Genomic DNA, 22,834 nt, shown 5'->3' with positions numbered 1-22,834 from the left:
TTTTTGTTGGCGCCGACCGGGATCAGAAGTCCAGGTTGGAAACCGCCAGGGCGTTGCTTTCGATGAAGTCACGACGGGGTTCGACCGCATCACCCATCAGGGTGTTGAAGATCTGGTCCGCGCCAATGGCGTCTTCGATGGTCACTTTCAGCATGCGGCGCGAGCCTGGATCCATGGTGGTTTCCCACAGCTGATCCGGGTTCATCTCCCCCAGCCCCTTGTATCGCTGGATGGTGTGGCGCTTGGTACTTTCGGCCATCAGCCATTCAAGGGCTTCCTTGAACTCGGTGACCTGCTTCTTGCGTTCGCCACGCTGGATGTACGCGCCGTCGTCCAGCAGCGTGCTCAGCTGAGCACCGAGGGAGACAACGGTTTTGTAGTCGTTGCTTCCGAAGAAGTCGCGGTTGAAGGTGACGTAATTCGACAGGCCGTGAGAGATCAGTTCGACCTCTGGCAGCCAGACGTTACGTTCACGGTCCTCACGCAGGCTGGCCTTGTACACCAGGCCCGACTTCTCGACGGTGCGCAGACGCACTTCGTACTGAGCCAGCCAATCCTGCATCGCTGCGTGATCGGACAGTTGCTCCAGACTCACCGCGGGCAGGTAGATGAAGTGCTCGGTCAGCTCCTGCGGATACAGGCGCGACAAACGCTTGAGGGTCTTCATTACCAAACGGAAGTCATTCACCAGACGCTCAAGGGCTTCACCGGAGATACCCGGGGCCTCTTCGTTCAGGTGCAGGCTCGCATCTTCCAGGGCCGACTGCGTCATGTACTCTTCCATGGCGTCGTCGTCTTTGATGTATTGCTCTTGCTTGCCTTTCTTCACTTTGTACAGCGGTGGCTGGGCGATGTAGATGTAGCCACGCTCGATCAGCTCCGGCAGCTGACGGAAGAAGAACGTCAACAGCAGGGTACGGATGTGCGAACCGTCGACGTCAGCATCGGTCATGATGATGATGTTGTGATAACGCAGCTTGTCGATGTTGTACTCTTCGCGACCGATGCCGCAGCCGAGCGCGGTGATCAAGGTGCCTACTTCCTGGGAAGAGATCATCTTGTCGAAACGGGCTTTCTCGACGTTCAGGATCTTGCCCTTGAGGGGCAGAATGGCCTGGGTCTTGCGGTTACGTCCCTGCTTGGCCGAGCCGCCAGCAGAGTCACCTTCCACGAGGTACAGTTCGGAAAGGGCAGGGTCTTTTTCCTGGCAGTCCGCCAGTTTGCCCGGCAGGCCGGCGATGTCCAGCGCACCTTTGCGACGGGTCATCTCACGAGCCTTGCGCGCCGCTTCACGGGCACGGGCGGCGTCGATCATCTTGCCGACAACCAGTTTGGCTTCGTTCGGGTTTTCCAGGAGGAAGTCCGAGAAGTACTTGCCCATTTCCTGTTCGACCGCAGTCTTCACTTCGGAAGACACCAGCTTGTCTTTGGTCTGGGAACTGAACTTCGGATCCGGCACCTTCACCGAAATGATCGCGGTCAGACCTTCCCGGGCGTCATCACCGGTTGTGGCGACTTTGTGCTTCTTCGCCAGGCCTTCTGCTTCAATGTAGGTGTTCAGGTTACGCGTCAGTGCGGAACGGAAACCCACCAGGTGAGTGCCGCCATCACGCTGCGGAATGTTGTTGGTGAAGCACAACAGGTTTTCGTTAAAGCTGTCGTTCCACTGCAAGGCGATTTCAACGCCGATGCCGTCTTCACGCTGGATGTTGAAGTGGAACACCTGGTTGACCGGGGTCTTGTTGGTGTTCAGGTATTCAACGAACGCGCGCAGTCCACCTTCATACTTGAACAGCTCTTCCTTGCCGCTGCGCTCATCCTTGAGGACGATACCGACACCGGAGTTGAGGAAGGACAGTTCACGGATCCGCTTGGCCAGGATGTCCCAGCTGAAGTGGATGTTCTTGAAGGTTTCGCTGGAAGCCTTGAAATGAATCTGGGTGCCGGTGGTCTCGCTGTCGCCGACGATCTTCATCGGTTCTTGCGGAACGCCGTGAACGTAAGTCTGTTCCCAGATCTTGCCACTGCGGCGCACGGTCAGGACCAGCTGTTCAGACAGTGCGTTTACCACGGACACACCTACACCGTGCAAGCCGCCGGATACTTTGTAGGAGTTGTCGTCAAACTTACCGCCGGCGTGCAGCACGGTCATGATGACCTCGGCTGCGGAAACGCCTTCTTCTTTGTGCACGTCTACCGGAATACCACGGCCGTTGTCGCGAACGGTGATGGATTCATCCGGGTGGATAATGATGCTGATGTCGTCGCAGTGGCCGGCGAGCGCTTCGTCGATCGAGTTGTCGACCACCTCGAACACCATGTGGTGCAGGCCGCTACCATCGTCGGTGTCGCCAATGTACATACCGGGACGTTTGCGTACGGCATCCAGGCCTTTCAGCACTTTAATGCTCGTTGAGTCGTACGTATTTTCTTCGCTCAATGCCTTCACTCCCGATGGTCGTGGGTCTGGGTGATACGGCCCTGTTCCACGTGGAACAGAGCGACTGGCGTTTCCGTCTGCCAGCCTTCCCTCAATAATTCGTGATCTACACAGGTGATGAACACCTGGCAGCGTAAGTCTTCCAACAAGCGGCAAAGCGCACGGCGATGCTGCTCGTCCAGTTCGGACGGCAAGTCATCCACCAGATAAATACACTGACCGCGTCGTGCCTGGCTCACCAAGTGCCCTTGAGCAATCCGCAAGGCACAGACCACCAACTTCTGCTGTCCACGAGACAAGATATCTGCGGCATTATGTGCGCCCAATCTGAGACGCAAATCAGCACGTTGTGGTCCGGCCTGGGTATGACCGATTTGCTGGTCCCGTTGCAGAGATCCGGCGAGCACAGTGCTCAGCTCACGGTCCTTATCCCAACCTCGGTAATAGCTGAGCGTTAAGCCCTCAAGCTCAACCAGTTCACTCAAGGTCTGTTCAAAGACTGGTTTCAAGGCTTTGATGTAGGCGCGGCGGTATTCATCGATTTCAGCACTGGCCTGACACAGTTCCCTGTCCCAAACCGCTTGCGAAACGGCGTCAAGTGTACCATGCCGCAGCCAGGAGTTTCTCTGGCGCAGCGCCTTCTGCAAGCGTTGCCATGTCGACATGAATCGGGGTTCCACGTGGAACACACCCCAATCGAGAAACTGCCGACGAATCTTCGGCGCCCCTTCAAGCAAGCGAAAACTGTCCGGGTTGATCAGCTGCAAGGGCAGGATTTCGGCCAACTGCGCGGCACTGCGCGCGTTCTGCCCATCGATGCGGATCTGGAATTCACCCTGACGATCCCGCGAGATGCCCAAGGCGCTCTGCCCGCCCTCGGCAAGTTCGACCTGTCCGAAGACAGTGCACGCCAATTGCTCATACTGAATAACCGGCAGCAGCCGGGTACTGCGAAACGAACGCGCAAGCCCCAGCAGGTGAATGGCTTCCAGCACACTGGTTTTGCCGCTGCCGTTGGCGCCGTAAAGAATATTGATTCGGGGGGAGGGGGAGAAGGTCACCGGGTGCAAATTGCGCACCGCGGTGACCGAGACGCGACTTAAGGACATCTAGCTTCTGCTGAACATGATTACAGACGCATCGGCATGACGACGTAAGCCGAATCGTCGTTGTCAGACTCTTGTACCAGCGCACTGCTGTTGGAGTCAGACAGGATCAAACGAACCTGCTCGGTGGTCATCACGCCCAGTACGTCGAGCAGATAGCTAACGTTGAAGCCGATTTCCAGGGAGCCACCGTTGTACTCAACGCCAACCTCTTCTTCCGCTTCTTCCTGCTCCGGATTGTTCGCCTGGATTTTCAGCTGACCGTTGGCCAGTTGCAGACGGATACCGCGGTACTTTTCGTTGGACAGAATCGCCGTGCGGCTGAAAGCTTCACGCAGTGCCTGACGGTCACCGAGCACCACCTTGTCGCCGCCCTTGGGCAATACACGTTCGTAATCCGGGAATTTACCGTCGACCAGTTTCGAGGTGAACGTGAACTCGCCGGTGGTGGCGCGAATGTGGTGCTGGCCCAGGACGATGCTGACGATACCGTCCGGCTCGGTCAGCAAACGTGCGAGCTCAAGGATACCTTTGCGCGGCACGATAACCTGGTGACGGTCCGGTTGACCGATATCGGCCTGCATCGAGCACATCGCCAGACGGTGACCATCGGTAGCCACGGCGCGAATGATGCCGGCCGAAACCTCCAGCAGCATGCCATTAAGGTAATAACGCACGTCCTGTTGAGCCATGGCGAAACTGGTGCGCTCAATCAGGCGGCGCAGTTTGCTTTGCTCCAGGCTGCAGGTCAGCGAGCCAGGGCCTTCCTCGACAGTCGGGAAATCGTTGGCCGGCAGGGTCGACAGCGTAAAGCGGCTGCGCCCGGCCTTCACCACGAGCTTCTGTTCGTCGACCTTGATGTCGATCAGCGCGTCGTTTGGCAGGCTTTTGCAGATATCCATCAGTTTGCGCGCAGGCACAGTGATGGAGCCGGTTTCAGCAGGCTCTTCGAGTTGCACACGACCGACCAGCTCGACTTCCAGGTCGGTACCGGTCAGCGACAGTTGCTGGCCTTCGACAACCAGCAGCACGTTGGAAAGCACCGGCAAGGTCTGTCGGCGCTCGACAACGCCTGCGACCAGTTGCAGGGGTTTCAACAGGGCTTCGCGTTGAATGGTGAAATGCATGGTCTAGTCCCTTGCCTTAATAGCTGCGCTGGTGTTCATCAAGTGGTCAGTGTACGCAGCAGGTTCTTGTAGTCCTCGCGGATGTCCGCGTCGGATTCCTTAAGTTCGTTGATCTTGCGACACGCGTGCAAAACCGTCGTGTGGTCACGACCGCCAAACACATCGCCGATTTCCGGCAGGCTGTGGTTAGTCAGTTCCTTGGACAACGCCATGGCAACCTGGCGCGGCCGGGCGACCGAACGCGAACGGCGTTTGGACAGCAGATCGGAAATCTTGATCTTGTAGTACTCGGCGACGGTGCGCTGAATGTTATCCACAGAGACCAGTTTATCCTGCAGCGCCAACAGGTCTTTCAGGGATTCGCGAATCAGCTCGATGGTGATGTCGCGGCCCATGAAGTGCGAGTGGGCGATCACGCGTTTGAGCGCGCCTTCCAGCTCGCGGACGTTGGAGCGAATACGCTGGGCGATGAAGAACGCCGCGTCATGAGGCAATTCGACTTTGGCCTGGTCGGCCTTCTTCATCAGGATCGCCACTCGGGTTTCGAGTTCCGGCGGCTCGACGGCAACCGTCAGGCCCCAGCCGAAGCGGGATTTCAGGCGTTCTTCAAGGCCTTCGATTTCTTTCGGGTAGCGGTCACTGGTGAGAATGACCTGCTGGCCGCCTTCAAGCAGGGCGTTGAAGGTGTGGAAAAACTCTTCCTGGGAGCGCTCTTTGCGCGCAAAGAACTGAATGTCATCGATCAGCAAAGCGTCCACCGAACGGTAGAACCGCTTGAACTCGTTGATGGCATTGAGCTGCAGAGCCTTGACCATGTCCGCGACGAAGCGCTCGGAATGCAGGTACACAACCTTGGCATTCGGGTTCTTCTTTAATAGGTGGTTACCCACGGCATGCATCAAGTGGGTTTTACCCAGACCTACGCCGCCATACAGGAACAACGGGTTGTAACCGTGTTTAGGGTTGTCCGCCACTTGCCAGGCCGCAGCCCGGGCCAGTTGGTTGGACTTGCCCTCAACGAAATTCTCGAAGGTAAAAGTGCGGTTCAGATAGCTGGTGTGCTTCAGCGCGCCTTCTACCTGAACGGTGCGCTGTTCGGAACGAACCGGAGCCTGTTGCGAACTGGCGCCCGCCATCGGATCGAAGCTGTCACGGGAAGGCTCTTCCTCTGTGACTTCGGCGACTTTTTGCGTCGCACGCTTGGTCGGCGCTGGAGCCGGGGGCTGCGTACTGGCCGGGGCAGATGCAGCTTGAGCCTGGGACGCGGCCGCCGCCAGCGGTGCATTCGGTGCTGCACGCGGCGCCGAACTGCGCTTGCTGCCTATTAATAAGGAAAGCGCTGGCGCCATACCGTTGCCGTGCTCATCCAGTAATTCCAGGACGCGGCCAAGGTACTTTTCGTTGACCCAGTCCAGGACAAAGCGATTGGGTGCATAGACACGCAACTCGTCGCCTTCGGCTTCGACCTGTAGTGGACGGATCCAAGTGTTGAATTGTTGGGCAGGCAGCTCATCGCGCAGAAGCTCCACGCACTGCTGCCAAAGTTCCACTGACACGGATATCCCCTAAGTTGAAAGCCGGTGAGGCAAAAACAAGCGGCCATTGTACGCGACCAGACGTCGACTTATCCACACGTAGGTGCTCCCTCGAACAAGAAGAATCAGCCATTTATACGCAAAAAAGACGACCAATGGTCTGTGCATAAGCTCTGTGGATAACCTGGCCTGAGCTCGTTGCACAACTGGGGGTGAAACTCTGTGGGTAACCAGCCTGTGGATAAAGTAGCCTTTCACACACAGGTTATCCGACAGTGCAGCACAGGCTGAACACGGTTTTCCACTGTAGTTGTCATCCTCTGTACATCACGGAAAACAAGGTCTTCATTAAGTTATCCACAGATAACCGCGTCCTAAGCTTTTATAAGCTTTACAGAAAAGCTTTAAATACTCTCCTTCTTTATTTTTATGTTTAGCGTTGGTTTCGTACCCGCCAAACCCCTGGAGATCTATTTATAAGGAAACGCTGGTTGGAAATTGACCTGAAGGCTTGCTTTCTCTAGAATCCCCGGTCTCTTAAAACGGGGGCCATTCCGGCCCGTTGTGGACGAACCAGGTAACACGACAATGAAACGTACTTTCCAACCAAGCACTATCAAACGCGCTCGTACCCACGGTTTCCGTGCTCGCATGGCTACCAAGAACGGTCGTGCCGTACTGTCGCGTCGCCGCGCCAAAGGTCGTGCGCGTCTGGCAGTTTGATAAGCCGGCACTGGAGGTGAGTCAGGACTTCAGTCGGGAAAAGCGTCTGCTTACACCCCGGCATTTCAAGGCAGTCTTTGACTCCCCTACCGGCAAGGTTCCGGGGAAAAATCTCCTGCTCCTTGCGCGCAACAACGATCTTGATCACCCCCGTCTCGGGTTGGTTATCGGGAAAAAGAGCGTAAAGCTCTCCGTCGAGCGCAATCGCCTCAAACGTCTGATGCGCGAATCGTTTCGCCTCAACCAGGATTCACTGGTCGGCTGGGACATCGTTATCGTCGCGCGCAAAGGTTTGGGTGACGTAGAAAACCCCGAATTGATTCAGCATTTCGGCAAACTCTGGAAGCGTCTGGCACGCAGCACGCCGGTACCAGCAGTCAAAACCGAAACTGTAGGGGTAGACAGTCCCGATGCGTAAACTGGCACTCGTTCCGATCCAGTTTTATCGCTATGCCATTAGTCCCCTGATGGCCAGTCACTGTCGTTTCTACCCCAGTTGTTCCTGCTACGCGTTAGAAGCCATTGAAAACCATGGCCTTCTTCGCGGTGGCTGGCTGACCTTTCGTCGTTTAGGTCGCTGTCATCCGTGGAATCCCGGTGGTTATGACCCGGTTCCACCTATCCCTACCTCCCGTTCTTCTTCGATGGCCGAGTAATCATGGATATCAAACGCACGATCCTGATCGTCGCCCTGGCAATCGTGTCCTACGTTATGGTTCTTAAATGGAACCAGGACTATGGCCAGGCTGCCCTGCCGACTCAGAATGTTGCTTCCAGCACGACCGCACCGGGCCTCCCGGATACGGCAACTGGCAAAAAAGCGTCAGTCAGTGATGACATTCCACACGCCGCAAACGATACCAGCGCACCTGCCGAAACTCCGGTAGCCGCAAGCACCGACCTCATCCAGATCAAAACGGATGTGCTCGATCTGGCCATCGATCCACAAGGTGGTGATGTCGCGCAGCTGAAATTGCCGCTGTATCCACGTCGCCAGGACCATCCGGAAATTCCTTTCCAGCTGTTCGATAACGGCAACGAGCGCACTTATCTGGCGCAAAGTGGCCTGATTGGCAGCAATGGTCCGGACGCAAGTCCTGCCGGTCGTCCGGTTTACTCTTCCGAGAAGAAGATTTATCAACTGGCTGACGGTCAGGACCAATTGGTCGTGGACCTGAAGTTCAGCAAGGACGGCGTCAATTACATCAAGCGTTTCACCTTGAAACGTGGCCTGTACGACGTGACCGTTTCCTACTTGATCGATAACCAGAGCGCTCAACCCTGGTCCGGTGCAATGTTCGCGCAATTGAAGCGTGATGCCAGTTCCGATCCTTCTTCCAGCACCGCCACGGGCACCGCGACTTATCTGGGCGCCGCCCTGTGGACAAGTAACGAGCCGTACAAGAAAGTGTCGATGAGCGACATGGACAAGGCTCAGCTGAAAGAAACCGTCACCGGTGGTTGGGTTGCATGGTTGCAACATTACTTCGTGACCGCATGGATTCCGGCGAAGGGCGAAAACAACATCGTCCAGACCCGTAAAGACAGCAAAGGCAATTACATCATCGGTTACACCGGTCCTTCACTGACCGTTGCTCCGGGTGCCAAGGCTGAAACCAGCGCCACGCTGTATGCCGGCCCGAAAAGCCAGGCTGTGCTGAAAGAGTTGTCCCCAGGCCTGGAGCTGACTGTCGACTACGGCATTCTCTGGTTTATCGCTCAACCGATCTTCTGGTTGCTGCAACATATCCACGCCATTGTGGGTAACTGGGGCTGGTCAATCATCTTCCTGACCATGCTGATCAAAGGGATTTTCTTCCCGCTGTCGGCTGCCAGCTACAAATCCATGGCGCGCATGCGTGCAGTGGCACCGAAACTGGCTGCGCTGAAAGAGCAACATGGCGATGACCGGCAGAAAATGTCGCAAGCCATGATGGAGCTGTACAAGAAAGAGAAGATCAATCCGCTGGGTGGTTGCTTGCCAATCCTCGTGCAGATGCCGGTTTTCCTGTCGTTGTACTGGGTTCTGCTCGAAAGCGTTGAAATGCGCCAAGCGCCGTTCATGCTGTGGATCACTGACCTGTCGATCAAGGATCCGTTCTTCATTCTGCCGATCATCATGGGTGCAACCATGTTCATCCAGCAGCAGTTGAACCCGACGCCTCCGGATCCGATGCAGGCGAAGGTGATGAAAATGATGCCAATCATCTTCACCTTCTTCTTCCTGTGGTTCCCGGCCGGTCTCGTGCTGTACTGGGTAGTGAACAACGTATTGTCGATTGCCCAACAGTGGTACATCACGCGTAAGATCGAAGCGGCTAGCAAAAAAGCCGAGGCGTAACTTGCTCTGTGGATAACCACTCAAAACGCCCCCTAGTGGGGCGTTTTGCTATCTGTCACTTTTGTCTGGATACCGGTTCATGAACGCTCCTCGTGAAACCATCGCCGCCGTCGCCACTGCCCAGGGTCGAGGCGGGGTTGGCATCGTTCGTATTTCCGGGCCATTGGCGAGTATTGCCGCCAAGGCCTTCTGTGGTCGCGATTTGAAACCGCGATTCGCTCATTACGGTCCGTTTCTCAGTGAAAACGATGAGGTATTGGATCAGGGAATCGCTCTGTATTTTCCGGGACCGAATTCCTTCACGGGTGAAGATGTCCTGGAACTCCAGGGACATGGCGGGCCGATTGTTCTGGATATGCTGCTGCAGCGGTGTGTGGAACTGGGTTGCCGCCTGGCTCGACCAGGCGAATTCAGCGAGCGCGCATTCCTCAATGACAAACTCGATCTGGCGCAGGCTGAAGCCATCGCCGACTTGATTGAAGCCAGTTCTGCACAGGCCGCCCGAAATGCTCTGCGTTCCTTGCAAGGTGCTTTTTCCACACGTGTGCATAACCTCACCGAGCAACTGATCGGTCTGCGGATTTATGTCGAAGCCGCCATCGACTTCCCCGAAGAAGAAATCGACTTCCTCGCTGATGGCCACGTTCTGAGCATGCTCGATAAAGTCCGTGAAGAGTTATCCACCGTTGTGCGCGAAGCCGGACAAGGTGCGTTGTTGCGCGATGGCATGACGGTAGTGATTGCCGGCCGACCAAATGCCGGTAAGTCCAGCCTGCTCAACGCGTTGGCCGGCCGGGAAGCTGCAATCGTCACCGAGATCGCCGGCACCACCCGGGACGTTCTTCGCGAACATATCCACATCGATGGGATGCCGCTGCATGTGGTCGACACCGCTGGCTTGCGAGATACCGATGATCATGTGGAAAAGATTGGCGTTGAACGGGCATTGAAAGCCATTGGCGAAGCCGATCGCGTACTGCTGGTGGTGGATGCGACGGCCCCGGAAGCGCTCGATCCCTTCGCTTTGTGGCCGGAATTCCTCGAGACCCGGCCAGACCCGGCAAAGGTTACGCTGATCCGCAACAAGGCGGATCTGACCGGCGAAGCCATTGCGCTGGAAGTCAGTGAGGATGGGCATGTCACCATCAGCCTGAGTGCAAAAACCGCTGGCAATGGTCTGGAGCTTCTTCGCGATCATCTCAAGGCATGCATGGGTTATGAACAGACGTCGGAAAGCAGTTTCAGTGCCCGCAGACGCCATCTTGAGGCGCTGGGTCATGCCAGTGCCGCGCTCGAACACGGCCGCGCACAGCTGACGCTGGCGGGGGCGGGTGAACTGCTCGCCGAAGATTTGCGTCAGGCCCAGCAATCCTTGGGTGAAATCACTGGCGCGTTCAGTTCCGATGACCTGTTGGGTCGCATCTTCTCCAGTTTTTGCATCGGCAAGTAACTCCCCTCGTTGTCCACAGACAGGCCATCCGCGCCTGTCTTTTTTTTCCTTTTCATTGCCTATCGATGAGTGCTGAGCGGTTTTTCTGACTGCTTGTGCGGAATTTGCGTGTCTGTCTTTTACTTTTGGCAGCCTTTTCTGTGGATTAAGCCCTGTGAATAACAGCGGCTAAGGGCAGTTGATAACAGGGCCTGAAAACTGAAGAATACCCCCTCTGTGGATAACATGAACTTTAATCCACAGGCTTACACCGGTTATCCAAGGGCCTCCCTGGCACATGACCACAGGGTTTTGAATCGCTGTACACATTGATAATAAAGGCCTATAGCAATCTATCCACAGAAACCTCGGTCAGTAGAAATAAACATAAAAACAAAGATTTAATAAATTTCTCTCTTTTTAATTTCTATAACCGCGACTTCTCCACAGCTGGTTAAATTTTGTGCAAAGGGTTCTTTAGGAAGGGCGAAGTCCCTATACTTGTCGACCAGGTCCAAAAACCTGAGCTCAAACTATTCCTGAATTACCTACTTAAGCAGGCACGAGGTGCGTGGTGGATTTCCCTTCCCGTTTTGAAGTGATCGTCATCGGCGGCGGTCATGCCGGTACCGAGGCAGCACTGGCCTCAGCACGTATGGGGGTCAAAACCCTGTTGCTGACGCATAACGTGGAAACCCTCGGTGCCATGAGTTGCAATCCGGCCATTGGCGGCATCGGTAAAAGCCATCTGGTGAAGGAAATCGATGCCCTTGGCGGCGCGATGGCCATCGCTACCGATAAAGGCGGCATTCAGTTTCGCGTGTTGAACAGCCGCAAAGGCCCAGCCGTGCGCGCAACCCGTGCTCAGGCAGACCGGGTTCTGTACAAGGCAGCTGTCCGCGAAATCCTGGAAAACCAGCCGAACCTGTGGATATTTCAACAGGCCGCTGACGACTTGATCGTTGAACAAGAGCAAGTGCGTGGCGTGGTCACGCAAATGGGCCTGCGTTTTCTTGCCGATTCGGTGGTTTTGACCACCGGTACGTTCCTCGGTGGACTTATCCACATTGGCCTGCAGAATTTTTCCGGTGGCCGTGCCGGCGATCCACCGTCGATTGCCCTGGCGCACCGTTTGCGTGAATTGCCGCTTCGCGTCGGTCGCCTGAAAACCGGTACACCGCCGCGAATCGATGCCCGTTCCGTGGATTTCTCGGTGATGACCGAGCAAGCCGGCGATACGCCAATCCCGGTAATGTCGTTCATGGGCAACAAGGAACAGCATCCTCGGCAGATCAGTTGCTGGATTACTCACACCAACGCCCGCACCCACGAAATCATTGCCGCGAACCTCGATCGTTCGCCGATGTATTCCGCTGCAGGTGAGATCGAAGGCGTCGGCCCGCGTTACTGCCCATCGATCGAAGACAAGATCCATCGCTTTGCCGACAAGGAAAGCCACCAGGTCTTCATCGAACCGGAAGGTTTGACCACCAACGAGCTGTATCCGAACGGGATATCCACATCCTTGCCGTTCGACGTGCAATTGCAGATCGTGCAATCGATCCGCGGCATGGAAAACGCGCACATCGTGCGTCCGGGCTATGCCATCGAGTACGACTACTTCGATCCGCGTGACCTGAAATACAGCCTGGAAACCAAGGTGATCGGCGGTCTGTTCTTCGCCGGGCAAATCAATGGCACCACCGGTTATGAGGAGGCCGGCGCCCAGGGTTTGCTGGCCGGCACCAACGCCGCGCTGCGTGCGCAGGGCAAAGATGCCTGGTGTCCGCGTCGCGATGAGGCGTATATCGGGGTGTTGGTCGACGACCTGATTACCCTTGGCACCCAAGAGCCGTACCGGATGTTCACTTCCCGTGCCGAATACCGTTTGATTCTGCGCGAAGACAATGCCGACCTGCGCTTGACTGAAAAAGGTCGCGAATTGGGACTGGTCGATGACGCTCGTTGGGCGGCTTTCTGCAAAAAACGCGAAAGCATCGAACTGGAAGAGCAACGTCTGAAGAGCACCTGGGTCCGCCCGGGTACCGAGCAAGGCGATGCGATTTCCGAAAAATTCGGCACGCCGCTGACCCACGAATACAACTTGCTCAATCTCTTGAGCCGTCCGGAAATCGACTACGCTGGTCTTATTGCCGTAACCGGTAACGGCGCAGAAGATCCGCAAGTGGCCGAACAAGTCGAAATCAAGACCAAGTACGCCGGTTACATTGATCGTCAACAGGATGAAATTGCCCGTCTGCGCGCAAGTGAAGACACCAAACTGCCTGTGGATATCGATTACACGAATATTTCCGGTCTCTCCAAAGAGATACAGAGCAAACTCGGTGCAACCCGTCCGGAAACTCTGGGCCAGGCGTCGCGGATTCCGGGGGTTACGCCGGCAGCCATTTCGCTGTTGATGATTCATTTGAAAAAACGCGGCGCGGGCCGTCAGTTGGAGCAAAGCGCTTGAGTTCGTTGGTCACTTCGCAACACGCAGATGAGTTATCCACAGGTGCCCGCCAGCTTGGTGTCACGCTGACAGAAACCCAGCATGCGCAGCTGCTGGGCTATCTGGCTCTGTTGATCAAATGGAACAAGGCCTACAACCTGACCGCGGTTCGTGATCCCGACGAAATGGTCTCGCGTCATTTGCTCGATAGCCTGAGCGTGATGTCATTCATCGAAAACGGTCGCTGGCTGGATGTCGGCAGTGGTGGCGGCATGCCTGGTATCCCGCTGGCCATCCTGTTTCCTGAGGCGCAAGTGACTTGCCTGGACAGTAACGGCAAGAAAACCCGCTTCCTGACCCAGGTCAAACTCGAACTCAAACTGGATAACCTGCAAGTTATCCACAGTCGCGTTGAAGCATTCCAGCCTGCAGAGCCTTTTAACGGGATCATCTCCCGGGCTTTCAGCAGCATGGAAAACTTCACAAACTGGACTCGCCACCTTGGCGACGCCGACACCCGTTGGCTGGCAATGAAGGGCGTTCATCCCGCCGATGAGCTGGTAGCATTGCCGGCAGACTTCCACCTCGATAGCGAACATGCCCTGGCCGTACCCGGTTGCCAAGGCCAACGTCATCTGCTGATACTGCGCCGCACGGCATGATTGGGAACACAAGCAAGAATGGCTAAGGTATTCGCGATAGCGAACCAGAAAGGTGGTGTGGGCAAGACCACTACCTGCATCAACCTCGCAGCATCCCTCGTCGCCACCAAGCGTCGGGTGTTGTTGATCGATCTCGATCCACAGGGCAACGCCACCATGGGTAGCGGTGTGGATAAACACGGCCTGGAAAACTCGGTCTACGACCTGTTGATCGGTGAATGCGACCTGGCCCAGGCCATGCACTACTCCGAGCATGGTGGTTACCAGTTGTTGCCGGCTAACCGTGACCTGACGGCCGCGGAAGTGGTTCTGCTGGAAATGCAGATGAAGGAGAGTCGTCTGCGCAGTGCGTTGGCGCCGATCCGTGAAAACTATGATTACATTTTGATCGACTGCCCGCCGTCCTTGTCGATGCTGACGTTGAACGCACTGGTGGCCGCCGACGGCGTAATTATCCCCATGCAGTGCGAGTATTTTGCACTCGAAGGTTTGAGCGACCTTGTGGATAACATCAAGCGTATCGCTGAACTGCTGAACCCGAACCTCAAGGTCGAAGGTTTGTTGCGCACCATGTACGACCCACGCCTGAGCCTGATGAACGATGTCTCGGCTCAGCTCAAAGAACATTTCGGCGACCAGCTGTACGACACGGTCATTCCGCGCAACATCCGTCTGGCCGAAGCGCCAAGCTACGGCATGCCGGCGCTGGCGTACGACAAAGCATCGCGGGGCGCTATTGCCTATCTGGCCCTGGCGGGCGAAATGGTTCGTCGTCAGCGCAAAAACTCACGCATCGCCGCCGCTCAGGCAACTTAAGGAATCCCCATGGCCGTCAAGAAACGAGGTCTCGGACGTGGACTGGATGCACTGCTGAGTGGTCCGACCGTCAGCTCGCTGGAAGAACAAGCGGCGCAAGCCGATCATCGTGAGTTGCAACACCTGCCCCTGGACCTGCTCCAGCGCGGTAAATACCAGCCGCGTCGCGATATGGATCCTCAAGCTCTGGAAGAGCTGGCGCAGTCGATCAAGGCCCAAGGTGTGATGCAACCGATCGTGGTACGCCCGATCGGCGGCGGTCGTTTTGAAATCATCGCTGGTGAACGGCGCTGGCGCGCCAGCCAGCAGGCCGGGCAGGAAACCATTCCGGCGATGGTGCGCGATGTGCCGGATGAAACTGCCATCGCCATTGCTCTGATCGAGAACATCCAGCGCGAAGACCTCAACCCGATCGAAGAAGCAGTGGCTTTGCAGCGTCTGCAGCAGGAATTCCAGCTGACCCAGCAGCAAGTGGCCGAAGCGGTGGGTAAGTCACGGGTGACCGTGGCCAACTTGTTACGCCTGATTTCGCTGCCGGAAGTCATCAAGACCATGTTGTCCCATGGCGACCTGGAAATGGGGCATGCCCGTGCATTGCTCGGTTTGCCGGACAATCAACAGGTTGAAGGGGCGCGACATGTTGTCGCACGAGGACTGACTGTGCGCCAGACTGAAGCACTGGTTCGCCAGTGGTTGAGTGGCAAACCGGAGCCCGTCGAACCTGCAAAACCGGACCCGGATATTGCCCGCCTGGAACAGCGTCTGGCCGAGCGCCTAGGCTCTGCGGTGCAGATTCGACACGGGAAGAAGGGCAAAGGGCAGTTAGTGATTGGTTACAACTCACTGGATGAGCTTCAAGGCGTACTCGCACATATCCGCTGAAACATTTCCTCATGTAGCGTGCAGTCGGAAATCACTACCTGACAGTTGAATAGGGGCAGAACCGCCCCTATACTCTGCGCGCATTTTGTCGGCACAAATTATGCCAAGTTATTGAATTTCGGCAGCCGACCATTGGAGAGCAATAACGATGGAAACCCGCACGCCAAACCGCTTGCCTTTCCATCGCCTGGCGGTTTTTCCGGTGTTAATGGCTCAATTCGTGGTCTTGCTCATTGCCGCTTTGGCGCTCTGGCAATGGCACGGAGTCGTTGCCGGGTACTCGGGACTTTGCGGAGGCCTGATAGCCTTGCTGCCCAATGTGTATTTCGCTCACAGGGCATTTCGGTTTTCCGGCGCCCGAGCAGCCCAGTCCATCGTCCGGTCGTTTTATGCCGGCGAGGCGGGGAAACTGATTTTGACGGCAGTGCTGTTTGCACTGGTGTTTGCAGGTGTGAAGCCACTGGCGCCGATTGCAGTATTCGGTGCCTTCGTGCTGACTCAGTCGGTCAGCTGGTTCGCTCCCCTGCTGATGAGAACAAGACTTTCGAGACCTTAGGGCGTTTGAGGCAACCATGGCAGAAACAACCGCTTCGGGCTATATCCAGCACCACTTGCAGAACCTGACCTTCGGTCAGCACCCTACCGGCGGCTGGGGCTTTGCCCACACCGCAGCAGAAGCCAAGGAAATGGGCTTCTGGGCTTTCCACGTCGATACCCTCGGCTGGTCTGTCGCATTGGGTCTGATCTTCGTTCTTCTTTTCCGCATGGCGGCAAAGAAGGCGACCTCCGGTCAGCCAGGTGCTTTGCAGAACTTCGTTGAAGTATTGGTCGAATTCGTCGATGGCAGCGTGAAAGACAGCTTCCATGGCCGTAGCCCGGTGATTGCACCGCTGGCACTGACCATCTTCGTCTGGGTGTTCCTGATGAACGCCGTCGACCTGGTACCGGTCGACTGGATTCCTCAGCTGGCCATCCTGATCTCCGGCGATGCCCACATCCCGTTCCGCGCCGTGTCGACTACCGACCCGAACGCGACTCTGGGCATGGCATTCTCGGTTTTCGCACTGATCATTTTCTACAGCATCAAGGTCAAGGGCCTCGGCGGTTTCATCGGCGAGCTGACCCTGCACCCGTTCGGCAGCAAGAACATCTTCGTTCAAGCCCTGCTGATCCCGGTGAACTTCCTGCTGGAATTCGTGACCCTGATCGCCAAGCCGATCTCCCTGGCTCTGCGTCTGTTCGGCAACATGTATGCCGGCGAGCTGGTCTTCATTCTGATTGCTGTGATGTTCGGCAGCGGTCTGCTCTGGCTTAGTGGCCTGGGCGTTGTTCTGCAGTGGGCGTGGGCTGTGTTCCACATTCTGATCATCACTCTGCAGGCGTTCATCTTCATGATGCTGACCATCGTCTACCTGTCGATGGCACACGAAGAAAACCATTAAGACCAGTCTCGACTAGTCTGATGTCCTTCCCGGTAAAACGGGAAGGGGCTCCTGACGGAGCATCTGAAACGATTTGTTTTACCGCTTTAATCTAAAAAACCTAAACCATACGACGTAAAAGTCGGGAGGAAAGATGGAAACTGTAGTTGGTCTAACCGCTATCGCTGTTGCACTGTTGATCGGCCTGGGCGCACTGGGTACCGCAATTGGTTTCGGCCTGCTGGGCGGCAAGTTCCTGGAAGGCGCAGCGCGTCAGCCAGAAATGGTTCCAATGCTGCAAGTTAAAATGTTCATCGTTGCCGGTCTGCTCGACGCCGTAACCATGATCGGTGTTGGTATCGCTCTGTTCTTCACCTTTGCGAACCCGTTCGTTGGTCAGATCGCTGGCTAATTACTCGGATCTTCCGGGTAATTTGGTGTGATGGACAACGTAACTGCGAGGTGTTGGCGTGAACATTAATGCGACCCTGATTGGCCAGTCCGTTGCGTTCCTGATTTTTGTATTGTTCTGCATGAAGTTCGTATGGCCTCCGGTCATCGCGGCTCTGCACGAACGTCAAAAGAAGATCGCTGATGGTCTGGACGCTGCCAGCCGTGCAGCTCGCGACCTGGAGTTGGCCCAAGAGAAAGCGGGTCAGCAACTGCGCGAAGCGAAAGCTCAGGCAGCTGAAATCATCGAGCAAGCCAAGAAACGCGGTACCCAGATTGTCGACGAAGCCCGTGAACAGGCTCGCGTCGAAGCTGACCGTGTGAAGGCTCAGGCTCAGGCCGAGATCGAACAGGAACTGAACAGCGTCAAAGACGCGCTGCGCGCCCAAGTGGGTAGCCTGGCCGTTGGCGGTGCTGCGAAGATCCTGGGTGCCACAATCGATCAAAACGCGCACGCAGAGCTGGTTAACCAACTGGCTGCTGAAATCTAAGCGAGGGCGATCATGGCAGAACTGACCACGTTGGCCCGACCTTACGCTAAGGCGGCCTTCGAGCACGCTCAGGCCCACCAGCAACTGGCCAATTGGTCAGCCATGCTCGGCCTGGCTGCAGCGGTGTCGGAAGACGACACCATGCAGCGCGTGCTCAAGGCCCCGCGACTGACGAGCGCAGAAAAGGCCGCCACGTTCATTGACGTGTGCGGCGACAAGTTTGATGCCAAGGCACAGAACTTCATCCACGTCGTTGCCGAAAACGACCGTCTCCCGCTGTTGCCGGAGATCGCCGCTCTGTTCGACCTGTACAAGGCCGAACAAGAGAAATCGGTAGACGTTGAAGTGACCAGTGCTTTTGCATTGAACCAAGAACAGCAAGACAAACTCGCCAAGGTTCTCAGTGCACGACTCAACCGGGAAGTGCGCCTGCAAGTCGAGGAAGACAAATCCCTTATTGGGGGCGTTGTCATCCGCGCCGGCGACCTGGTTATCGATGGCTCGATTCGCGGCAAAATCGCGAAACTTGCCGAAGCATTGAAATCTTGAGTTTGAAGGGGCAGCAGAGCAATGCAGCAACTCAATCCTTCCGAAATAAGTGAAATTATCAAGGGCCGCATCGACAAGCTCGATGTGACCTCCCAAGCCCGTAACGAAGGCACTGTCGTCAGCGTATCTGACGGTATCGTGCGGATTCACGGTCTGGCCGACGTCATGTACGGCGAGATGATCGAGTTTCCGGGCGGCGTCTTCGGTATGGCACTCAACCTGGAGCAAGACTCCGTAGGTGCCGTCGTATTGGGCGCATACCAGTCTCTGGCTGAAGGCATGAGCGCCAAGTGCACTGGCCGCATCCTCGAAGTTCCGGTTGGTAAGGAACTGCTGGGTCGCGTTGTCGACGCACTGGGTAACCCAGTTGATGGCAAAGGTCCGCTGAACAACACTCAGACCGACGCGGTCGAGAAAGTTGCTCCAGGCGTGATCTGGCGTAAGTCGGTAGACCAGCCTGTACAGACTGGCTACAAGGCTGTCGATGCCATGATCCCTGTCGGCCGTGGCCAGCGTGAGCTGATCATCGGTGACCGTCAGATCGGTAAAACCGCTCTGGCGATCGACGCGATCATCAACCAGAAGAACAGCGGCATCTACTGCGTCTACGTTGCCATCGGTCAGAAGCAATCGACCATCGCCAACGTGGTTCGCAAGCTGGAAGAAAACGGCGCCCTGGCCAACACGATCATCGTGGCTGCCAGTGCTTCGGAATCTCCTGCGCTGCAATTCCTGGCACCGTACTCCGGTTGCACCATGGGTGAATTCTTCCGCGACCGCGGTGAAGACGCGCTGATCGTTTATGACGATCTGTCCAAGCAAGCAGTGGCTTACCGCCAGATTTCCCTGCTGCTGCGCCGTCCACCAGGCCGTGAAGCTTACCCAGGCGACGTGTTCTATCTCCACTCCCGTCTGCTGGAGCGCGCATCCCGCGTTTCGGAAGAATACGTAGAGAAGTTCACCAACGGCGCAGTGACCGGCAAAACCGGTTCCCTGACCGCACTGCCGATCATCGAAACCCAGGCTGGCGACGTATCCGCGTTCGTTCCGACCAACGTGATTTCCATCACTGACGGTCAGATCTTCCTGGAATCGGCCATGTTCAACTCGGGCATCCGTCCTGCTGTGAACGCCGGTGTTTCGGTATCCCGTGTGGGTGGTGCCGCTCAGACCAAGATCATCAAGAAGCTGTCCGGTGGTATCCGTACCGCTCTGGCTCAGTACCGTGAACTGGCGGCATTCGCCCAGTTCGCTTCTGACCTGGACGAAGCGACCCGTAAGCAACTTGAGCATGGTCAGCGCGTTACCGAGCTGATGAAGCAGAAGCAATACGCACCAATGTCGATCGCTGACATGGCGCTGTCGCTGTATGCCGCTGAGCGTGGGTTCCTGACTGACGTTGAAATCGCCAAGATCGGCAGCTTCGAGCAAGCGCTGATTGCTTTCTTCAACCGCGATCACGCCGATTTGATGGCGAAGATCAACGTGAAAGGTGACTTCAATGACGAAATCGACGCTGGCATGAAAGCCGGTATCGAGAAGTTCAAGGCCACCCAAACCTGGTAAGCCGCAGCGGGAGCCGCAAGGCTCCCGCTTGCTAACCTGATAGGTGTTACATGGCAGGCGCAAAAGAGATTCGCAGTAAGATTGCGAGCATCAAAAGCACGCAAAAGATTACCAGCGCCATGGAAAAAGTGGCGGTCAGCAAAATGCGCAAGGCACAAATGCGCATGGCTGCTAGCCGTCCTTATGCGGAGCGTATCCGCCAGGTAATTGGGCATCTGGCCAACGCCAACCCGGAATACCGCCACCCGTTCATGATCGACCGCGAAATCAAGCGTGTCGGTTATGTCGTAGTGAGCAGTGACCGTGGTCTGTGCGGCGGCTTGAACACCAACCTGTTCAAGGCCCTGGTCAAGGACATGGCGGTAAACCGCGAAAACGGCGTCGAGATCGATCTGTGTGTCGTTGGTAGCAAGGGTGCGGCCTTTTTCCGCAACTTCGGCGGTAACGTCGTTGCAGCTATCAGCCACCTGGGTGAAGAGCCGTCGATCAATGATCTGATCGGCAGCGTCAAGGTGATGCTGGATGCCTACCTGGACGGCCGTATTGACCGCCTGTCCGTGGTGTCCAACAAGTTCATCAACACCATGACGCAACAGCCTACCGTGGAGCAGTTGATTCCACTGGTGGCAACCCCGGATCAAGACCTCAAGCACCACTGGGACTATCTCTACGAACCGGATGCCAAGGAGCTGCTGGACGGCTTGATGGTCCGTTACGTGGAGTCGCAGGTCTACCAGGCGGTGGTCGAGAACAACGCGGCTGAACAAGCTGCGCGGATGATCGCGATGAAGAACGCTACCGACAACGCCGGTGATTTGATCAGCGATTTGCAGCTGGTCTACAACAAGGCGCGTCAGGCTGCGATCACCCAAGAGATCTCGGAAATCGTCGGCGGCGCTGCCGCGGTTTAACGGTTCAAATATTCAGAGGATCCAGCTATGAGTAGCGGACGTATCGTTCAAATCATCGGCGCCGTTATCGACGTGGAATTTCCACGCGACAGCGTACCGAGCATCTACAACGCGCTGACTGTACAAAGCGCGGCCGGGACCACCCTGGAAGTTCAGCAGCAGCTGGGCGACGGCGTGGTTCGTACCATTGCGATGGGTTCCACCGAAGGCTTGAAGCGCGGTCTGGAAGTTACCGACTCTGGCGCAGCCATCTCCGTACCGGTTGGTAAAGCAACTCTGGGCCGGATCATGGACGTTCTGGGCAACCCGATCGACGAAGCCGGTCCAATCGCCACTGAAGAGCGTTGGGGCATTCACCGTGCAGCGCCTTCGTTCGCTGAACAGGCAGGCGGCAACGACCTGCTGGAAACCGGCATCAAGGTTATCGACCTGGTTTGCCCGTTTGCCAAGGGCGGTAAAGTCGGTCTGTTCGGTGGTGCCGGTGTAGGCAAAACCGTAAACATGATGGAACTGATCCGTAACATCGCCATCGAGCACAGCGGTTATTCCGTGTTCGCCGGTGTGGGTGAGCGTACTCGTGAGGGTAACGACTTCTACCACGAGATGAAGGATTCCAACGTTCTGGACAAAGTGGCACTGGTTTACGGTCAGATGAACGAGCCGCCGGGAAACCGTCTGCGCGTAGCACTGACCGGCCTGACCATGGCCGAGAAGTTCCGTGACGAAGGTAACGACGTTCTGCTGTTCGTCGACAACATCTATCGTTACACCCTGGCCGGTACTGAAGTATCCGCACTGCTGGGCCGTATGCCTTCGGCAGTAGGTTACCAGCCGACCCTGGCTGAAGAGATGGGCGTTCTGCAAGAACGTATCACTTCGACCAAGGAAGGTTCGATCACTTCGATCCAAGCGGTATACGTACCTGCGGACGACTTGACCGACCCGTCGCCAGCGACCACCTTCGCCCACTTGGACGCTACCGTCGTTCTGTCCCGTGACATCGCTTCCCTGGGTATCTACCCGGCGGTCGATCCACTCGACTCGACTTCGCGCCAGCTGGACCCGAACGTGATCGGCCAGGACCACTACGACACCGCTCGCGGCGTTCAGTACGTTCTGCAGCGTTACAAAGAACTGAAGGACATCATTGCGATCCTGGGTATGGACGAGCTGTCGGAAGCCGACAAGCAGTTGGTAAACCGTGCTCGTAAGATCCAGCGTTTCTTGTCGCAGCCGTTCTTCGTGGCTGAAGTCTTCACCGGTGCTTCGGGTAAATACGTTTCCCTGAAAGACACCATTGCTGGCTTCAAAGGCATCCTCAACGGTGACTACGACCACCTGCCAGAACAAGCGTTCTACATGGTTGGCGGCATCGAAGAAGCGATCGAGAAAGCCAAGAAACTGTAATCCCGGCGCCCGGCAACGGGCGCTAATTTAGGTTGAGGCAATCAGATGGCTATGACAGTCCATTGCGATATCGTCAGCGCGGAAGGGGAAATCTTTTCCGGTCTGGTCGAGATGGTGATTGCGCACGGTGCACTGGGTGATCTTGGTATCGCCCTGGGTCACGCGCCGCTGATCACTAATCTGAAGCCAGGTCCGATCCGCCTGGTCAAGCAGGGCGGGGAAGAGGAGGTGTATTACATCTCCGGTGGTTTCCTCGAGGTTCAGCCGAACATGGTCAAGGTTCTTGCCGACACCGTGCAACGTGCTGCCGACCTGGATGAAGCCTCTGCTCAGGAAGCCGTTAAGGCTGCCGAGAAGGCCTTGCACGAACGTGGCGCCGAATTCGATTACGGTTCTGCTGCTGCACGTCTGGCCGAGGCCGCAGCCCAGCTGCGCACCGTCCAGCAGATCCGCAAGAAGTTCGGCCACTAAGGTTGCGCTTGTTGTGTGATTGATTAAAAAGGGTAGCCTCGGCTACCCTTTTTTC

Annotated in this window: 22 protein-coding genes; 18 read left to right on the top strand and 4 right to left on the bottom strand. The window is 56.4% G+C overall.

What is annotated here, in order from left to right; translation table 11 throughout:
* Nucleotides 1–22: 22 nt before the first annotated feature.
* The 4 genes from gyrB to dnaA are packed head-to-tail and all read right to left on the bottom strand — an operon-like array spanning nucleotide 23 to nucleotide 6,229.
* Nucleotides 23–2,440, bottom strand: coding sequence for a DNA topoisomerase (ATP-hydrolyzing) subunit B (gyrB, locus tag D8U73_RS19585; protein WP_056854376.1), 2,418 nt, complete (start codon nucleotides 2,438–2,440; stop codon nucleotides 23–25).
* 5 nt (nucleotides 2,441–2,445) lie between these two features.
* A complete protein-coding gene (recF, locus tag D8U73_RS19580) occupies nucleotides 2,446–3,549 on the bottom strand; it encodes a DNA replication/repair protein RecF (protein ID WP_056854257.1) in 1,104 nt (367 codons plus the stop codon).
* Between the two features lie 20 nt (nucleotides 3,550–3,569).
* Nucleotides 3,570–4,673 carry a DNA polymerase III subunit beta gene (dnaN, locus tag D8U73_RS19575; protein ID WP_056854258.1) on the bottom strand — a complete coding sequence of 368 codons (1,104 nt, stop codon included), beginning with the start codon at nucleotides 4,671–4,673 and terminating at the stop codon, nucleotides 3,570–3,572.
* Nucleotides 4,674–4,711: 38 nt separating this feature from the next.
* A complete protein-coding gene (gene dnaA / locus D8U73_RS19570; RefSeq protein ID WP_056854259.1) occupies nucleotides 4,712–6,229 on the bottom strand; it encodes a chromosomal replication initiator protein DnaA in 1,518 nt (505 codons plus the stop codon).
* Nucleotides 6,230–6,796: 567 nt separating this feature from the next.
* On the opposite strand from dnaA, the gene rpmH reads away from it, so the two are divergent.
* The 18 genes from rpmH to D8U73_RS19475 all read left to right on the top strand — a co-directional run bounded on the left by rpmH (nucleotide 6,797) and on the right by D8U73_RS19475 (nucleotide 22,779).
* Nucleotides 6,797–6,931 carry a 50S ribosomal protein L34 gene (gene rpmH, locus D8U73_RS19565; protein ID WP_003213577.1) on the top strand — a complete coding sequence of 45 codons (135 nt, stop codon included), beginning with the start codon at nucleotides 6,797–6,799 and terminating at the stop codon, nucleotides 6,929–6,931.
* A 16-nt stretch (nucleotides 6,932–6,947) separates the two neighbouring features.
* Nucleotides 6,948–7,349, top strand: coding sequence for a ribonuclease P protein component (gene rnpA, locus D8U73_RS19560; protein ID WP_028620331.1), 402 nt, complete (start codon nucleotides 6,948–6,950; stop codon nucleotides 7,347–7,349).
* On the top strand, nucleotides 7,342–7,587 hold the full coding sequence (gene yidD, locus D8U73_RS19555) for a membrane protein insertion efficiency factor YidD (protein ID WP_010207715.1): 246 nt from the start codon (nucleotides 7,342–7,344) through the stop codon (nucleotides 7,585–7,587). The genes rnpA and yidD overlap by 8 nt, the downstream gene beginning before the upstream one ends.
* A 2-nt stretch (nucleotides 7,588–7,589) precedes the next feature.
* Nucleotides 7,590–9,272 carry a membrane protein insertase YidC gene (yidC, locus tag D8U73_RS19550; RefSeq protein ID WP_056854260.1) on the top strand — a complete coding sequence of 561 codons (1,683 nt, stop codon included), beginning with the start codon at nucleotides 7,590–7,592 and terminating at the stop codon, nucleotides 9,270–9,272.
* A 79-nt stretch (nucleotides 9,273–9,351) separates the two neighbouring features.
* On the top strand, nucleotides 9,352–10,722 hold the full coding sequence (mnmE, locus tag D8U73_RS19545; protein WP_130905478.1) for a tRNA uridine-5-carboxymethylaminomethyl(34) synthesis GTPase MnmE: 1,371 nt from the start codon (nucleotides 9,352–9,354) through the stop codon (nucleotides 10,720–10,722).
* A 553-nt stretch (nucleotides 10,723–11,275) separates the two neighbouring features.
* Nucleotides 11,276–13,174 (top strand): tRNA uridine-5-carboxymethylaminomethyl(34) synthesis enzyme MnmG, encoded by a 1,899-nt coding sequence (gene mnmG / locus D8U73_RS19535; RefSeq protein ID WP_056854262.1) that lies wholly within the window; start codon nucleotides 11,276–11,278, stop codon nucleotides 13,172–13,174.
* Nucleotides 13,171–13,815 (top strand): 16S rRNA (guanine(527)-N(7))-methyltransferase RsmG, encoded by a 645-nt coding sequence (gene rsmG, locus D8U73_RS19530; protein ID WP_056854263.1) that lies wholly within the window; start codon nucleotides 13,171–13,173, stop codon nucleotides 13,813–13,815. The genes mnmG and rsmG overlap by 4 nt, the downstream gene beginning before the upstream one ends.
* Nucleotides 13,816–13,833: 18 nt before the next feature.
* The gene (locus D8U73_RS19525) at nucleotides 13,834–14,631 is read left to right on the top strand and encodes a ParA family protein (protein WP_056854264.1); all 798 of its coding nucleotides are present in this window, start codon (nucleotides 13,834–13,836) and stop codon (nucleotides 14,629–14,631) included.
* 9 nt (nucleotides 14,632–14,640) lie between these two features.
* Nucleotides 14,641–15,513 (top strand): ParB/RepB/Spo0J family partition protein, encoded by an 873-nt coding sequence (locus tag D8U73_RS19520; protein ID WP_056854265.1) that lies wholly within the window; start codon nucleotides 14,641–14,643, stop codon nucleotides 15,511–15,513.
* Between the two features lie 148 nt (nucleotides 15,514–15,661).
* On the top strand, nucleotides 15,662–16,069 hold the full coding sequence (locus tag D8U73_RS19515) for a F0F1 ATP synthase subunit I (protein ID WP_056854266.1): 408 nt from the start codon (nucleotides 15,662–15,664) through the stop codon (nucleotides 16,067–16,069).
* 16 nt (nucleotides 16,070–16,085) lie between these two features.
* Nucleotides 16,086–16,955, top strand: coding sequence for a F0F1 ATP synthase subunit A (atpB, locus tag D8U73_RS19510; RefSeq protein ID WP_015097443.1), 870 nt, complete (start codon nucleotides 16,086–16,088; stop codon nucleotides 16,953–16,955).
* A 133-nt stretch (nucleotides 16,956–17,088) separates the two neighbouring features.
* The gene (gene atpE, locus D8U73_RS19505) at nucleotides 17,089–17,346 is read left to right on the top strand and encodes a F0F1 ATP synthase subunit C (RefSeq protein ID WP_003097235.1); all 258 of its coding nucleotides are present in this window, start codon (nucleotides 17,089–17,091) and stop codon (nucleotides 17,344–17,346) included.
* Between the two features lie 58 nt (nucleotides 17,347–17,404).
* Entirely contained in the window at nucleotides 17,405–17,875 is a 471-nt protein-coding gene (locus tag D8U73_RS19500) for a F0F1 ATP synthase subunit B (protein ID WP_056854267.1), read from the top strand.
* A gap of 12 nt (nucleotides 17,876–17,887) precedes the next feature.
* Nucleotides 17,888–18,424: a F0F1 ATP synthase subunit delta gene (locus D8U73_RS19495; RefSeq protein WP_056854268.1), complete on the top strand. Its 537-nt coding sequence runs from the start codon at nucleotides 17,888–17,890 to the stop codon at nucleotides 18,422–18,424.
* Nucleotides 18,425–18,445: 21 nt separating this feature from the next.
* Complete coding sequence (gene atpA / locus D8U73_RS19490) at nucleotides 18,446–19,990, top strand: F0F1 ATP synthase subunit alpha (RefSeq protein ID WP_056854269.1); 1,545 nt, start codon at nucleotides 18,446–18,448, stop codon at nucleotides 19,988–19,990.
* A gap of 50 nt (nucleotides 19,991–20,040) precedes the next feature.
* Nucleotides 20,041–20,901 (top strand): F0F1 ATP synthase subunit gamma, encoded by an 861-nt coding sequence (gene atpG / locus D8U73_RS19485; RefSeq protein WP_008045673.1) that lies wholly within the window; start codon nucleotides 20,041–20,043, stop codon nucleotides 20,899–20,901.
* Nucleotides 20,902–20,928: 27 nt separating this feature from the next.
* On the top strand, nucleotides 20,929–22,308 hold the full coding sequence (gene atpD, locus D8U73_RS19480) for a F0F1 ATP synthase subunit beta (protein WP_056854270.1): 1,380 nt from the start codon (nucleotides 20,929–20,931) through the stop codon (nucleotides 22,306–22,308).
* 45 nt (nucleotides 22,309–22,353) lie between these two features.
* A complete protein-coding gene (locus D8U73_RS19475) occupies nucleotides 22,354–22,779 on the top strand; it encodes a F0F1 ATP synthase subunit epsilon (RefSeq protein ID WP_007969909.1) in 426 nt (141 codons plus the stop codon).
* The last annotated feature ends 55 nt before the right edge of the window (nucleotides 22,780–22,834 follow it).

Source organism: Pseudomonas sp. Sample_22, from assembly GCF_004307635.1.
GTDB lineage: Bacteria > Pseudomonadota > Gammaproteobacteria > Pseudomonadales > Pseudomonadaceae > Aquipseudomonas.
Note: the sequence above shows the minus strand (reverse complement) of the source record. Positions and strands in the feature narration are given on the sequence as shown.